General features: G+C 67.1%; 14 protein-coding genes. 5 read left to right on the forward strand and 9 right to left on the reverse strand.

The window, feature by feature from the left end; genetic code table 11:
- Window positions 1-46: 46 nt before the first annotated feature.
- From DCO49_RS07985 to DCO49_RS08025, 9 genes are all read right to left on the reverse strand, one after another.
- Window positions 47-1,069: a magnesium and cobalt transport protein CorA gene (locus tag DCO49_RS07985; RefSeq protein WP_116863583.1), complete on the reverse strand. Its 1,023-nt coding sequence runs from the start codon at window positions 1,067-1,069 to the stop codon at window positions 47-49.
- 6 nt (window positions 1,070-1,075) lie between these two features.
- Window positions 1,076-2,329 (reverse strand): DUF4105 domain-containing protein, encoded by a 1,254-nt coding sequence (locus DCO49_RS07990; RefSeq protein ID WP_116863584.1) that lies wholly within the window; start codon window positions 2,327-2,329, stop codon window positions 1,076-1,078.
- The gene (locus DCO49_RS07995) at window positions 2,326-3,207 is read right to left on the reverse strand and encodes a transporter associated domain-containing protein (RefSeq protein WP_108768378.1); all 882 of its coding nucleotides are present in this window, start codon (window positions 3,205-3,207) and stop codon (window positions 2,326-2,328) included. The genes DCO49_RS07990 and DCO49_RS07995 overlap by 4 nt, the downstream gene beginning before the upstream one ends.
- A 64-nt stretch (window positions 3,208-3,271) precedes the next feature.
- The gene (locus DCO49_RS08000; RefSeq protein WP_116863615.1) at window positions 3,272-3,817 is read right to left on the reverse strand and encodes a hypothetical protein; all 546 of its coding nucleotides are present in this window, start codon (window positions 3,815-3,817) and stop codon (window positions 3,272-3,274) included.
- An 84-nt stretch (window positions 3,818-3,901) separates the two neighbouring features.
- Window positions 3,902-4,495: a hypothetical protein gene (locus DCO49_RS08005; RefSeq protein ID WP_133249412.1), complete on the reverse strand. Its 594-nt coding sequence runs from the start codon at window positions 4,493-4,495 to the stop codon at window positions 3,902-3,904.
- Between the two features lie 64 nt (window positions 4,496-4,559).
- Window positions 4,560-5,045 (reverse strand): rRNA maturation RNase YbeY, encoded by a 486-nt coding sequence (gene ybeY, locus DCO49_RS08010; protein WP_116863586.1) that lies wholly within the window; start codon window positions 5,043-5,045, stop codon window positions 4,560-4,562.
- Window positions 5,042-6,028, reverse strand: a complete 987-nt coding sequence (locus tag DCO49_RS08015; RefSeq protein WP_116863587.1) for a PhoH family protein — start codon at window positions 6,026-6,028, stop codon at window positions 5,042-5,044. Before DCO49_RS08015 ends, ybeY begins: the two co-directional genes overlap by 4 nt.
- A gap of 241 nt (window positions 6,029-6,269) precedes the next feature.
- Window positions 6,270-7,685: a tRNA (N6-isopentenyl adenosine(37)-C2)-methylthiotransferase MiaB gene (miaB, locus tag DCO49_RS08020; RefSeq protein WP_116863588.1), complete on the reverse strand. Its 1,416-nt coding sequence runs from the start codon at window positions 7,683-7,685 to the stop codon at window positions 6,270-6,272.
- 100 nt (window positions 7,686-7,785) lie between these two features.
- The gene (locus DCO49_RS08025; protein ID WP_116863589.1) at window positions 7,786-8,406 is read right to left on the reverse strand and encodes a glutathione S-transferase family protein; all 621 of its coding nucleotides are present in this window, start codon (window positions 8,404-8,406) and stop codon (window positions 7,786-7,788) included.
- Between the two features lie 82 nt (window positions 8,407-8,488).
- Here DCO49_RS08025 and DCO49_RS08030 point away from each other — a divergent pair, with 82 nt between their 5' ends.
- The 5 genes from DCO49_RS08030 (at window position 8,489) to DCO49_RS08050 (ending at window position 13,250) form a co-directional block, all read left to right on the forward strand.
- Window positions 8,489-9,457 (forward strand): WYL domain-containing protein, encoded by a 969-nt coding sequence (locus tag DCO49_RS08030; RefSeq protein ID WP_116863590.1) that lies wholly within the window; start codon window positions 8,489-8,491, stop codon window positions 9,455-9,457.
- 46 nt (window positions 9,458-9,503) lie between these two features.
- Window positions 9,504-10,436, forward strand: coding sequence for a lytic transglycosylase domain-containing protein (locus tag DCO49_RS08035; RefSeq protein ID WP_116863591.1), 933 nt, complete (start codon window positions 9,504-9,506; stop codon window positions 10,434-10,436).
- Between the two features lie 192 nt (window positions 10,437-10,628).
- On the forward strand, window positions 10,629-11,249 hold the full coding sequence (petA, locus tag DCO49_RS08040; protein ID WP_116863592.1) for a ubiquinol-cytochrome c reductase iron-sulfur subunit: 621 nt from the start codon (window positions 10,629-10,631) through the stop codon (window positions 11,247-11,249).
- Window positions 11,249-12,508 (forward strand): cytochrome bc complex cytochrome b subunit, encoded by a 1,260-nt coding sequence (locus tag DCO49_RS08045; RefSeq protein WP_116863593.1) that lies wholly within the window; start codon window positions 11,249-11,251, stop codon window positions 12,506-12,508. The genes petA and DCO49_RS08045 overlap by 1 nt, the downstream gene beginning before the upstream one ends.
- Entirely contained in the window at window positions 12,501-13,250 is a 750-nt protein-coding gene (locus tag DCO49_RS08050; protein ID WP_116863594.1) for a cytochrome c1, read from the forward strand. The genes DCO49_RS08045 and DCO49_RS08050 overlap by 8 nt, the downstream gene beginning before the upstream one ends.
- Window positions 13,251-13,262 lie beyond the last annotated feature (12 nt).

Genomic DNA, 13,262 nt, shown 5'->3' on the forward strand with positions numbered 1-13,262 from the left:
CTGTGGCAGGCAGCAGTCGAGCATGGCTCGACTCTACAAAAACGCCCTACAACCATTTCGCGCGTTTGAACAACCGGTACAGCCCCACGCACACCGCGGCCACACCGACGATCATCAACGGGTAGGACCACGGCTGGTTCAGCTCGGGCATGTGGCTGAAGTTCATGCCGTACCAGCTGGTGATCAGGGTCGGCGCAGCCAGCAGCGCCGCCCACGCACCCAGGCGCTTCACCGTCTCGCCCTGCGCCAGCGTCACCAGCGACAGGTTCACGCTTAACGCCGTGCCCAGCATCTCGCGCAGGGTGTCGATCACATCGCTGATGCGCGCGGCATGGTCGTGCACGTCGCGCACGTACAGCTTCACTTCGTCGGGAATCAGGTCGCCCTGGTAGCGGCGCAGCTGCGCCAGCACATCCTGCAGCGGCGCCACCGCCATGCGCATCTTGTTCAGTTCGCGCTTGAGCTCGTACAGGCGCACTACGGTGCTGCGCTTGTAATTCTCGGCGAAGATATCCTTCTCCAGCAGGTCCAGCGTATCGCGGAAGCGGGTAGTGATCGGCAGATAGTTGTCCACCACGAAGTCGGCCACCGCGTACAGGCAGTACGACGCGCCCATCTTCAGCAGATGCGGCTCGCGTTCCACCCGCGCGCGTACCGGCGCGTAGGACAGCGATGCGCCATGGCGCACGGTCACCAGGAAACGCGGGCCGAGGAAGGCATGGGTTTCACCGTACTGGATGCGCTCGTCGACCATCTGCGCGGTGGTCATCACCACGAACAGGGAGTTGCCGTAGGCCTCGGCCTTCGGGCGCTGGTGCGCGTTGCGCGCATCCTCGATGGCCAGGTCGTGCAGGCAGAATTCTTCCTGCAGTTTCAGCAGCACTTGATCGTTGGGGTCGAACAGGCCGACCCAGACGAAGCCGTTGCCACTGGCGATCACATCGCTGATGGCATCCAGGCTGATGTCGTGGCGCTTGCCCTGGTCATCGTAGTGGACGCAGTTGATGACGCAGGCGGGGTTGTTCGAAGCGGGTGCGGAAGCGGAGGCGGGCAATGACATGCCCGCCATCCTGCGTCAGCGGGGTGTTTCCGACAAGTGAGGGCGACGCGCCAGCACCCAGGCCAGCGCGACGTGCACCGGCAGCAGCAGCACGATCCACTGCACGTTGTACTGCGCCTGCAGGCTCAGCCAGTGCAGCACCAGCGCCGCCACGGACTGTGCGGCCAGCAGCCACAGCACGATGCTGAACATGCGTCCCGGCACGCGCCGGCGCAACAGGGCGATGGCGCCCGGCAGCAGCAGTACCGCCAGCGGCGATAGCAGCAGCAGGTTGCGGTTGGCCCACGCGGCGTAGTGGATGCTGAAGCCCCACAGGAACACCAGCACGCCACCGAACAGGGCGCACAGCAGCCAGAACGGCAGGGCGATGCCGGCCAGCAGGCGCGGGCGGCTGCGCAGGGCCAGCACGCCGGCGGCGATCACCAGGCCGCACAGCAGCCACGGCCACCAGCGCCGCGCGAACTCCTTCGGCTCGGGGGCGATGCGGTGCGGCAGCAGTTCCTGCTCGCTCTGCACCAGCGGCCGGCCATCGCTGTTGCGCACCTGGCGCAGCGCATCGGCCAGGCGCATCGGCACGAAGGCTTCCTGCCAGCGCGACAGCGGCTGGTCGGCGAACGGACCGAGGCCGACGTCGAAGCCCAGCCACATCCACGGTGCCGGCGATGCCAGGCGCACCGATTCGCTGCGGTAGGTGTTGCCACGCGAACGCCCGGACAGCTGCGCATGCAGACCGCCATCCAGTGCCTTGTCGAGGGTGTCGCGCACCATCGTGGCGCAGTTGGCTGTGTAGTAGTCGTAGTGGTAGCGCGCGTTCTCGGGTTTGGCCCGTTCGGCCAGGCCGGCGGCCAGCGCACGCGCCTGGTCCGGGCGCAGGTCCAGCCACTGCACGCTGGCACCGCGGCCGGTCTCGTCGTAGTACGACAGGTCCTGCTGCAGCGGCAGCGCCACCAGGTAATACATCATGTCGCCGCGTGCGAAGCGGCTGATGAAATCATCCTCGGACGGATCGAAGTAGCCGAAGTTGTACGAGATCGCCTCGCCGCTGACCGGGTCGAGCACCACGATGGCGTCGTGGCCGAAGCGTTCGAAGAACACCGTGCCCGGCTGCATGGTCACCACGCCGATGCGCGGCGCCGGTGCCTCCTGCGGGGCGGCGGCATCGGCAGCCGGCGCGGCGGCCATCGCCTGCGCGAAGGCCACCTGCGGCAGGGCCATGGCCAGCACGCACAGTGCCAGCCACACACTCAGGATCAGGCCCCGGCGCTTCAAGCGTCGTCCTGCTCGTCCGGCGGCAGCACCGTCACATGGAAGGCCTGCACCCGGCGCGCATCTGCGCGTGCCACGCGGAACATGAAGCGGTCCAGCGCCAGCTCGTCACCGACCTCGGGAAGGTGGCCGATCGCTTCGGTCACCAGGCCGCCGATGGTGTCGTAGTCCTCGTCGGAGAACGTGGCACCGAAGCGCTCGTTGAAATCGCCGATCGCGGTCAGCGCATCGACCACGTAGCGGCCGTCGGCCTGGATCGCGATCTGCGCAGACTGGTCTTCGGCCTCGTCGTGCTCGTCGTCGATCTCGCCGACGATCTGTTCCAGCACGTCCTCGATGGTGACCAGGCCGGCGACACCGCCGTACTCGTCCACGACCATGGCCATGTGGTTGCGCGACAGGCGGAACTCCTTCAGCAGCACGTTGAGCTTCTTCGCCTCGGGGATCAGCACCGCCGGGCGCAGCAGCTCGCGCACGTTGGCCGGCCCGTTGTCGGCGACCACGCCGCGCAGCAGGTCCTTGGCCAGCAGGATGCCAAGGATGTCGTCCTTGTTCTCGCCGTGCACCGGGAAGCGTGAGTGGCCCGATTCGACGACCTGTTTCATCAGGTCCAGGAAGGGCGCCTCGACCGGCAGCGAGACCATCTGCGAGCGCGAGATCATCACGTCGCCCACGGTCAGCTCGGCCACCGAAATGGCGCCTTCCATCATCTTCAGGGTATCGGCGGCGATCAGACCCTCTTCCTGCGCGGTGTGCAGGACAGCGACCAGCTCGTCGCGGGTATGGGGTTCGCCGGAGAAGGCGGAGGTCAGGCGTTCAAGCCAGCCGCGCTTCTTTTCATTGGGCTCCAGGGAGGAGCTACTACTGTCGTCTTCTGACATCTCTGGAAAAAGGGCACCCGGCAAGCCGGGCGTTGTCCCAAGTCTAGCAGGATGTCGGGGCCTTTCAGTGACCGCCGGCGGCCGAGGCCGGAACCTCGTCGTCGGCCGGCAGATCCAGGCTGTAGGTACAGCCGGCCAGGGTCTTGCCGGGGTGGCTGGCCACCGTGGACACGCTGAGGATGATCGACTCGATCTGGGCCTCGCCGGTCCTGGGGTCGGACACGTCGCGGCTGACCACCTCGCGGCCGGCCATGAACTTGCCGTCCTGGTCGTAGCCGGTTTCCAGCTCCAGGCGCTTGGCCAGCGGGTGCGGGTCGGCCTGGTCCAGCACGGCCATCACGCTGGCGCCGGCCACGGCCACCCGCTCGGTCCGCTGGCCGAACACGGTGATCGGGTTGGCCAGGCGGAACTCGGTCATGAACTGGTTGCCCTGCGGCAGCGGTTGCAGGCCCAGGGCCACGGCTTTCAGCGGGTCGGCCAGCAGCGGTGCCAGGGCGGCATGCTCGGCCACGCCCTGGCGGCATTCGATCAGCGCCGGCAGGTCCAGCGGGGCGGCCGAAGCGGGAGCAGCGAGGGAGGCGAGCAGCAGGGGCAGGGCAGTACGCAGCAGCACAGGCAGGAGATCCGCGATGAAGGATGCCCGGACATGGTAGCGGCGCCGGACAGAGGCTGCGACCCGTCGGCGGCTACGCCCTCAGCCCAGCGGTACCGCGCGCCGTCGCGTCCATGCAGCCCGCACCCCGCCGCTGGCCAGCGCCCACAGCGCCATCACCGGCAGCGTCAGGAACACCACGGTCAGGACCACATGGATCAGACCCATCACGATGCCGGTTGCAAGAAGCGTCAGGTAGTTCGCCTGCAGCGGCATCGGCAGCCCGTCCGGGCCTGCATGGCTGCGTACCAGCATGTAGGCGGCGGCAAGCGCGAACAGGGCGAGCAGCTGCACCCGGGTGGCCCGGAAGAAAGGCAGGCTGCCGCTGCCGCGGTGCAGGCGGCGCAGCACGAAAACGCGCCAGCTGAGCGGGGCGGTGCACACGCCGACCAGCGGCAGCAGGAGTGCGATCACCGAGAGGGCGTTGAACATCTGCGGAGGGATCAGGCCGTGCGGCAGGCGCGACTGGACAACGCTGATGAGGAATGCTGCCAGCAGGCTGACGGGCGACACCAGCGCCAGCGTGAGCAGCAGCCAGTGCCGGCCATCGGGGTGGCGCGCGATGTTTACACGCGCCACGTACAACCCCAAGACCGTTACAAGAATGCAGATCGCAGGTAGCGCCAGCGCGGCCATGAGTTGACCCTTCATCGTCCATGTCCCCCGGGGATGTCTGCCCGAGAGTACCGCGGTCCGGGTCTCAGCGCTCGCCGGCGTAAGGATCCTCGATGCCCAGCTCGGCCAGGATCTCGCGCTCGAGCTGCTCCATCGCCTCGGCTTCCTTGTCGTCCTCGTGGTCCCAGCCCAGCAGGTGCAGCACGCCGTGCACGGTCAGGTGCGCGTAATGGGCGTTCAACGCCTTGCCCTGCTCGTCGGCTTCGCGGGCCACCACCGGCGCGCAGATCACCAGGTCGCCCAGCAGCGGAAACTTCACGCCTTTGGGCAGGCCTTCGGGCACATCGGCCGGGAAGCTGAGCACGTTGGTGGCGTAATCCTTGCCACGGTAGTGCCGGTTCAGCGACTGGCCTTCCTTGGCATCGACCACGCGGATGGCCAGGTCGGCTTCGCGGATGCGTCCCTTCAGGGCCGCGCCCACCCATCTGCGGAAGCTCACCGCCGCCGGCAGGCCGGTGCGGGGCAGGGCGTAGCTGACGGCGACATCAAGTCGCACGGGGCCTTTGGTCATGAGGCAGCTCCAGGTTGAATCTGATGAAGGTCGCGGCGGTCGTAGGCATTGACGATGCGTGCCACCAGCGGGTGCCGGACCACGTCGCGCGCTTCGAAGAAGGTGAACGTCACACCCTCCACATCGCGCAGCACGTCGATGGCGTCGCGCAGCCCCGACTTCACGTGCTTGGGCAGGTCGGTCTGGGTCAGGTCGCCGGTGACCACCGCGGTGGAGCCGTAGCCCAGGCGGGTCAGGAACATCTTCATCTGCTCGATGGTGGTGTTCTGCGCTTCGTCCAGGATCACGAACGCATCGTTGAGCGTGCGCCCGCGCATGTAGGCCAGCGGCGCGATCTCGATGACGTTCTTTTCCAGCAGCTTGACCACTTTCTCCACGCCCATCATTTCGTACAGGGCGTCGTACAGCGGGCGCAGGTAGGGGTCGACCTTCTGGCTCAGGTCGCCGGGCAGGAAGCCCAGCTTCTCGCCGGCTTCCACCGCCGGGCGCACCAGGATCAGCCGCTGCACGCGCGATTCGTTCAGTGCTTCCACCGCGCTGGCCACGGCCAGGAAGGTCTTGCCGGTACCGGCCGGGCCGATGCCGAAGTTGATGTCATGCGTGGCGATCTGGTGCAGGTAGCGGCCCTGGTTGGCGCCGCGGCCGCGCACCGTGCCGCGCTTGACCTTGATCGCCACGTCCTGCGCTTCGTAGGAGCGCTCGGCGATCTGCTCGACATTGGCCTCCGCCAGGCGCAGGTGGATGGCGTGGCTGTCGAAGGTGGTCTCGGCGGCTTCGACGTACAGCGCCTCGATCAGCTTCTGCGCCTCGACGATGGCCTCGTCCGGCCCGCTGATGCGGAACACGAAGCCGCGGTTGGCGATCTCCACGCCGAGCTTCAGCTCGATCTGGCGCAGGTGCCCGTCGAAGGGGCCGCACAGGTTGGCCAGCCGCTCGTTGTCTTCCGGCGACAGGGTGAAATCTCGATGCTCGATGCTTTTCATTGCGTGGGGTGGGGCGGGTTCGCCGTCCACCGCGATGGACCCAGGGAAGACAAGATTAGCGCGCGGACGGGCGGGGCGACAGTTCTCCACACCGGGTGTGGATCGGCGCCGAAGAAAGCTGTGGACAAGTGCTTGCGGAGCCTGCGCGGCAAGGGAGGTGAAATGCTGGTGAAAAATGTGCCAGGAGGGCCGGCCCCTGGTAGGTGCCGACCGGTGGGTGCCGACCGTTGGTCGGCACACCTTATTCCGCCACCACCCGCGCACGCAGCGAATTGGTCAGCGCCTCGGTGATCACCACGTCCACGAACTGGCCGATCAGTCGCGCCGGCGCCGGGAAGTTCACCGAACGCATGTTCTCGGTCTTGCCGGTCAACTCGTTCGGGTTCTTGCGCGAGGGGCCTTCCACCAGCACGGTCTGCACGGTGCCGACCATCCTTTCGGAAATGCCGGCGGCGTGCGCATTGATGCGTTCCTGCAGGCGCGACAACCGCGCGTGCTTTTCCGCATCGCTGATCGTGTCCTCCAGGTCGGCCGCCGGGGTGCCCGGGCGACGCGAGTAGATGAAGGAGAAACTGTGGTCGAAGCCGATGTCCTCGATCAGCTTCATGGTCTTCTCGAAATCGGCATCGGTCTCGCCGGGGAAGCCGACGATGAAATCCGAGCTGATCGAGATGTCCGGGCGCACCGCGCGCAGTTTGCGGATCTTCGACTTGAATTCCAGCGCGGTGTAGCCGCGCTTCATCGCCGACAGCACGCGGTCGCTGCCAGCCTGGACCGGCAAGTGCAGGAAGTTGGCCAGCTGCGGCACGTCGCGGAACGCGTCGATCAGCGAGTCGCTGAATTCCAGCGGATGCGAGGTGGTGAAGCGGATGCGGCCGACGCCGTCGATCTCGGCGATGGTACGGATCAGCAGGCCCAGGTCGGCGAATTCACCGTCACCGTAGGGGCCACGGTAGGCGTTGACGTTCTGCCCGAGCAGGTTGATCTCGCGCACGCCCTGGGCGGCCAGCTGCGCCACTTCCACCACCACGTCCTCGAACGGGCGGCTGACTTCGGTGCCGCGGGTGTAGGGCACCACACAGAACGAGCAGTACTTGGAGCAGCCTTCCATGATCGAGACGAACGCCGAGGCGCCATCGGCGCGCGGTTCCGGCAGGCGGTCGAACTTCTCGATCTCCGGGAAGCTGATGTCCACCTGCGGGCGCCTCTGCTCGCGGCGGGCGCGGATCAGTTCCGGCAGCCGGTGAAGGGTCTGCGGGCCGAACACCAGGTCCACGAACGGCGCGCGCTTGATGATCGCTTCGCCTTCCTGCGAGGCCACGCAGCCGCCCACGCCGATGATGACTTCGCGGCCCTTGTTCTTCAGGCTCTTCCACACGCCCAGCTGGCTGAACACCTTTTCCTGCGCCTTTTCGCGGATGGAGCAGGTGTTGACCAGGATGACGTCGGCGTCGTCCGGGGTGTCGGTCAGTTCCAGGCCATCGCTGGCGGCAAGCACGTCGGCCATTTTGGCCGAGTCGTACTCGTTCATCTGGCAACCGTGGGTCTTTATGTAAAGCTTGCCTTTGACCTGGTCGGGCTTGCGCGGACCAGTGGGCAGGGCAACGAGCGGGGTACCGCCCGAGGCGGGCGGAAAGACGTCTGGCGTCCCGGTCATGGCGCTTAATCCATTCGGGTGGCGGGAAAGCGGGCAATTCTACCCGCATCCCACGCCGCCCGCCGCGCTGTTGTAGAGCCGAGCCCACGCTCGGCTGCTCTTACGCCGCCACCAGCTCTGCGTCGATCTGCCGCGAGCGGTCGAACGCGGCCAGCGTGCCCATCCGATCAATATAGGCCGCAGTGGCCGGAGCCGGCTGTACCAGCCCGAATTCACGCATCCAGCCCAGCGCATTGCCCCACAGGATGTCGGCCGCGCTCAGGGCCTCGCCCAGCAGATACGGGCCCTGCGCCAGCTGCGCCTCGATCACCTGCAGCACGGTCTCGGCATCGTTGTAGGGCGACATCATCCGCGGCGGCGGCTCGCGGTGCAGGGCCTTGTCGGTCATCGCCGGCTCGAAGCAGGCGCCGTAGAAGGCCATCCAGCGCAGGTAGGGGCCGCGCTGCGCATCGCCGATCGGCGGCGCCAGCCCGGCTTCCGGGTACAGGTCGGCCAGGTAAAGGTAGATGGCCACCTGTTCGGTCACCAGCGCACCGTTGTGGATGATCGCCGGCACCTTGCCCATCGGGTTGATGGCCAGGTAGGCCGGGGCCAGGTTGGCACCGGCCTTCAGGTCCAGCACCTGCAGCCGGTAGTCGGCGCCGAGTGCCTCGAGCAGGGCGACGGCGCCGCTCGAGCGTGAGCGTGCGGCGTGGTAGAGGGTGATCTGGCGTGCATTCATTGCAGTGCTCCTTGCGACGGGGTGGTGAAGCGGGAGGTCATGCTGGGGCACAATCGCGGACGACTTCTGTCCTCGATTCTTCATGCGCCATACCGCTCATCGACTGCTGCGCCTGATCTCGCTCCTGCAGGCCCGCCGGCACTGGTCCGGCGCCGAGCTGGCCGAGCGCATGGGCGTGGACCGGCGCAGCATCCGCCGCGACATCGAACGCCTGCGCGAGCTCGGCTACCCGGTCCAGGCCTCGGCCGGGGTAGGCGGCGGCTACCGGCTCGGCACCGGCGCGCCCGTGCTGCCGATGCTGCTGGACGAGGAAGAGGCGACCACCCTGGCCATTGCCCTGCGGGCCGCCTCGGCCACCCTGGCCGGCATCGACGAGACCGCCCGCGGCCTGCTGTCCAAGCTCGACCCGCTGGTGCCGGCGCGGCGCCGGCAGCAGGCCGGCGAGGTACACGCGGCCACCGCCACCCTGTCCGACCTGCCGGCCACCGATGCGCGCCTGCTCGGCCGCCTGGCCCAGCACTGCCGGCAGGCCGCACGGCTGACCTTTGAATACCGCAGCGCGCAGGACGTGCTGACCCAGCGCCAGATCGAGGCGCAGCACCTGGTCAACTACGGCCGTCGCTGGTACCTGCTGGCCTGGGATCTGGTCCGCGAGGACTGGCGCACCCTGCGCGTGGACCGGATGGGCGCGGTGCAGCTGCAGCCCGGGGCTGGCCTGCACCGACGCACCCCCGCGCCGCCCGACGTGATGGTGCGGCAGGCCGTGAGCCAGGCGCCTTTCACCCTGCAGGCCACCCTGCGCCTGGTCGGCAGCCTGGCCGAGCTGGAGGGTCGCATTCCGCCCTGGTGCGGGGTGCTGGAGCCCGAGGGGCCTGACCATTGCCTGCTGCGCATGGGCGCCGAGAGCCGCGGCATGATGCTGGCCCAGATCCTCAGCCTGGACCTGCTGCCACTGGCCCTGTGGACCTCGCCGCGGGAACTGCGCGACGAACTGGCCCAGCGCCTGGCCGGGCTGGACCAGCTGCTCGCTGTGCCGGCGGTCACGGACTGAGCGGGGCGGCTTGGCAAGGCAGGGCGAAGCTGGGACACTCGCCGCCATGAAGGGGATACTGGGGACAACGGCGATCATCATCGCTGCGCTGACCGCTGCGCCGGCCGGCGCCGGCACCCTGTTCAAGTGCCAGGGTGCCGACGGCGTCACCAGCTATGTCAGCAAGCGCGTGCCCGGCGCGCGCTGCAGCAGCATCAGCTACAGCCGCGATACCCGCCGTCCCGCGACCCCGCGCGCCGTACCGGCCGCTGCGCCGGTGCAGACCGCCAGCACAACTCCGGCCGCCACCCAGGTGGCCAGCGCCGAGCGCAACCCGGTGGCCGTGGCCGCCAGTGCCGCCAGCCCGGCCGTCGCCGCCGCCCCCGCAGCCAGGCCGGCGACTACTTCGCGCGGCGGCCGCATGGTCAGTGGGCAGGTCTATTCGTACATGCAGGATGGCGTGCGCCACTACACCAGTGCGCGCCCGACCCAGGTCGCCAACCTCGGTCCGGTACGCACCATCCGCTACAGCTTCATGGAGCGCTGCTACGCCTGCGGGGTCAACCCGCGCGTCGACTTCGGCAGCGTGCGCCTCAACACCACTTCGTTCCAGACCGAGATCGCCTCGGCCGCACGTGAGTTCGGCGTGGAAGAAGCGATCGTGCGCGCGATCATCCATGCCGAGTCGGCCTACAACCCGACCGCGCTCAGCCGCGCCGGCGCACAGGGCCTGATGCAGCTGATGCCGCCGACGGCCGCACGCTTCGGGGTCAGCGATTCCTACGACGCCAGCCAGAACATCCGTGGCGGCGTGCAGTATCTTGCGTGGTTGTTGAAGCGCTTCAATGGAGATCTGACCCTGGCCGCAGCGGGCTACAACGCCGGCGAAGGCGCGGTCGACCGCCACGGTGGCGTTCCGCCGTACAGTGAAACCCAGTACTACGTGCGCCGCGTCGGCCAGCTGGCCGACCGCTACCGCACCGCTTTGACCAAGCAGTAGGTGCCGACCGTTGGTCGGCACTGGCTGTCGGTGGGTGCCGACTGTCAGTCGGCACACATTTGAAAGAGTTGTTGCAATGCGTTGTGTGGCGCGCGACGGTTCCGCTACACTCGGCCATGATTCAATGCGGCTCTGGCCCCCACCGGATCCGCTGGCAGCCTTAAAGCTACCTAATCAATATCGGAGTGCCGGATGGCCAACGATGGGGTACACGATCCAGTCAACACCGGACGTCGGCGTTTTCTTTCTGCCACCACCGCCGTGGTGGGCGCCGTCGGCGTCGGATTCACCGCAGTTCCTTTCATCAAATCCTGGAACCCCAGTGCCCGCGCCAAGCTTGCCGGCGCACCGGTGGTGGCCGACATCAGCGCCCTGCAGGAAGGCCAACGCCTGATCGTGGAATGGCGTGGCCAGCCGATCTGGATCGTCAAACGGTCCAAGGCGATCCTCGACGCGCTGCATGGGCTGGATGGCCGTCTCAAGGACCCCGGGTCCGGCGAGAAGGACCAGCAGCCGGACTACGTGCTCAAGCAGAACCCCGAGCTGCGTTCGATCAAGCCGGATGTCTCCGTGCTGGTCGGGCTGTGCACGCACCTGGGCTGTTCGCCTGAAATGGTGGCCGAGATCCGGCCCGAGCCGTACGACCCGCAGTGGAAGGGCGGCTACTTCTGCCCCTGCCACAAGTCGCGCTTCGACATGTCCGGCCGCGTCTTCAAGGACGTGCCGGCGCCGATCAACCTGAAGGTGCCCGCGCACCACTACCAGGACGACAACACCATCATCATCGGTGTCGATCCGCAGGGGGCAGCCTGATGGCCAATATCCTCGCCCGTACCGCCAGCGGCGTCGCCGACTGGGTCAACGCGCGTGCGCCCGGCCTGATGCCGGTCTACCGCAAGCACGTCAGCGAGTACTACGCGCCGAAGAACTTCAACCTCTGGTACTACTTCGGCTCGCTGGCGCTGCTGGTGCTGGTCAACCAGATCGTCACCGGCATCTTCCTGACGATGCACTACAAGACCAGCGCCGCCGAGGCGTTCGGTTCCATCGAATACATCATGCGGGACGTGGAGTGGGGCTGGCTGATCCGCTACATGCACTCCACAGGAGCCTCGCTGTTCTTCATCGTGGTCTACCTGCACATGTTCCGCGGCCTGATGTACGGCAGTTACCAGAAGCCGCGCGAGCTGGTGTGGATCCTCGGCATGCTGATCTACCTGGTGCTGATGGCCGAAGCCTTCATGGGCTATGTGCTGCCGTGGGGCCAGATGTCGTTCTGGGGCGCGAAGGTCATCATTTCGCTGTTCGGCGCGATACCGGTCATCGGCAACGGCCTGACCGAATGGATCATGGGCGACTACCTGCCCAGTGACGCCACGCTCAACCGCTTCTTCGCCCTGCACGTCATCGCCCTGCCGCTGGTGCTGCTGCTGCTGGTGGTACTGCACCTGGGCGCGCTGCACGAAGTGGGGTCCAACAACCCTGACGGCGTTGAGATCAAGAAGGGGCCCAAGGGCAACCGCTGGTCGCCGAACGCGCCGGCCGATGGCATTCCCTTCCATCCGTACTACACGCTCAAGGATGGCGTCGGCGCCGGCTTCCTGCTGATCATCGCCGCCTTCATCATCTTCTTCGCACCGGCCTTCGGTGGCCTGTTCCTGGAGCACGACAACTTCACCGAGGCCAACCGCCTGGTGACGCCCGAGCACATCAAGCCGGTCTGGTACTACACGCCGTACTACGCGATGTTGCGCGTGGTGCCCAACAAGCTGGGCGGCGTGCTGGTGATGTTCTCGGCCATCGCGATCCTGTTCCTGGTGCCGTGGCTGGACCGTGCGAAGGTCAAGTCCTACCGCTACCGCGGCGTGCTCTCGAAGGTGCTGCTGGGCGTGTTCGCCGTGTGCTTCGTCTGGCTGGGCGTGATCGGCTCCGGCCCCGGTACCGATGCGCATGAAACCTACGTCGGGCGGGTGCTGACCTTCCTGTACTTCGCGTTCTTCATCACCATGCCGCTATGGACAAGGTTGGACAGGACCAAACCGGTACCGGAGAGGGTGACCACCCATGACTGATCGCTGGATGGTCCGGCTGGCCCTGACGGCCACCCTGATGCTGGGCAGTTTCCTGGCCTCCGCCGCCGAAGGTGGCACCAAGCTGCTGCAGGCCGGCAACGACCTTGGTGACCGCGCATCGCTGCAGCGCGGCGCGCAGCTGTACATGAACTACTGTTCCGGCTGCCACGCGCTGAAGTACCTGCGCTATTCGCGCATGGCGCAGGATCTGGGCCTGAGCGAGGAAGAGGTGATGGCCAACCTCAACTTCACCGGCTCGGCGATCGGCGACCCGATCCCGGTGGCGATGCCCAGGGAGCAGGCGGAGAAGTGGTTCGGCAAGATGCCGCCGGACCTCAGCCTGATCTCGCGGGTGCGCGGCAGCGACTGGGTCTACACCTACCTCAAGTCGTTCTACCTGGACAGCAGCCGGCCGCTGGGCTGGAACAATGCCCTGTTCGCCAACGCATCCATGCCCAATCCGCTGTGGGAGATGCAGGGCCTGCAGCACGCGGTGCATGGCAAGGCCGAGGCACCGGGCATGGATCCGCCGGTCACCGGTCTGCGGCTGGAAACGCCGGGCAACGTCGATGCCGGGCAGTACGACCAGGCCGTGCGGGACATCACCAACTTCCTTGAATACGCCGGTGAACCGGCCGCCTTGAAGCGCCAGCAGCTGGGCGTGTGGGTGATCCTGTTCCTGGCCCTGCTGACCTTCCTGCTGTACCTGCTGAAGAAGGAATACTGGAAGGACGTGCACTGATTCTGCTGCCGG

The organism is Stenotrophomonas sp. SPM, from assembly GCF_003105135.1.
GTDB lineage: Bacteria > Pseudomonadota > Gammaproteobacteria > Xanthomonadales > Xanthomonadaceae > Stenotrophomonas.

Bases quoted from the DNA above. Each gene is read 5' to 3' on its own strand.
- DCO49_RS07985 (WP_116863583.1), bottom strand. From the start codon at position 1,069: ATGGCGGGCATGTCATTGCCCGCCTCCGCTTCCGCACCCGCTTCGAAC.
- DCO49_RS07995 (WP_108768378.1), bottom strand. From the start codon at position 3,207: ATGTCAGAAGACGACAGTAGTAGCTCCTCCCTGGAGCCCAATGAAAAG.
- DCO49_RS08005 (WP_133249412.1), bottom strand. From the start codon at position 4,495: ATGGCCGCGCTGGCGCTACCTGCGATCTGCATTCTTGTAACGGTCTTG.
- ybeY (WP_116863586.1), bottom strand. From the start codon at position 5,045: ATGACCAAAGGCCCCGTGCGACTTGATGTCGCCGTCAGCTACGCCCTG.
- DCO49_RS08015 (WP_116863587.1), bottom strand. From the start codon at position 6,028: ATGAAAAGCATCGAGCATCGAGATTTCACCCTGTCGCCGGAAGACAAC.
- miaB (WP_116863588.1), bottom strand. From the start codon at position 7,685: ATGACCGGGACGCCAGACGTCTTTCCGCCCGCCTCGGGCGGTACCCCG.
- DCO49_RS08025 (WP_116863589.1), bottom strand. From the start codon at position 8,406: ATGAATGCACGCCAGATCACCCTCTACCACGCCGCACGCTCACGCTCG.
- DCO49_RS08030 (WP_116863590.1), top strand. From the start codon at position 8,489: ATGCGCCATACCGCTCATCGACTGCTGCGCCTGATCTCGCTCCTGCAG.
- DCO49_RS08035 (WP_116863591.1), top strand. From the start codon at position 9,504: ATGAAGGGGATACTGGGGACAACGGCGATCATCATCGCTGCGCTGACC.
- petA (WP_116863592.1), top strand. From the start codon at position 10,629: ATGGCCAACGATGGGGTACACGATCCAGTCAACACCGGACGTCGGCGT.
- DCO49_RS08045 (WP_116863593.1), top strand. From the start codon at position 11,249: ATGGCCAATATCCTCGCCCGTACCGCCAGCGGCGTCGCCGACTGGGTC.
- DCO49_RS08050 (WP_116863594.1), top strand. From the start codon at position 12,501: ATGACTGATCGCTGGATGGTCCGGCTGGCCCTGACGGCCACCCTGATG.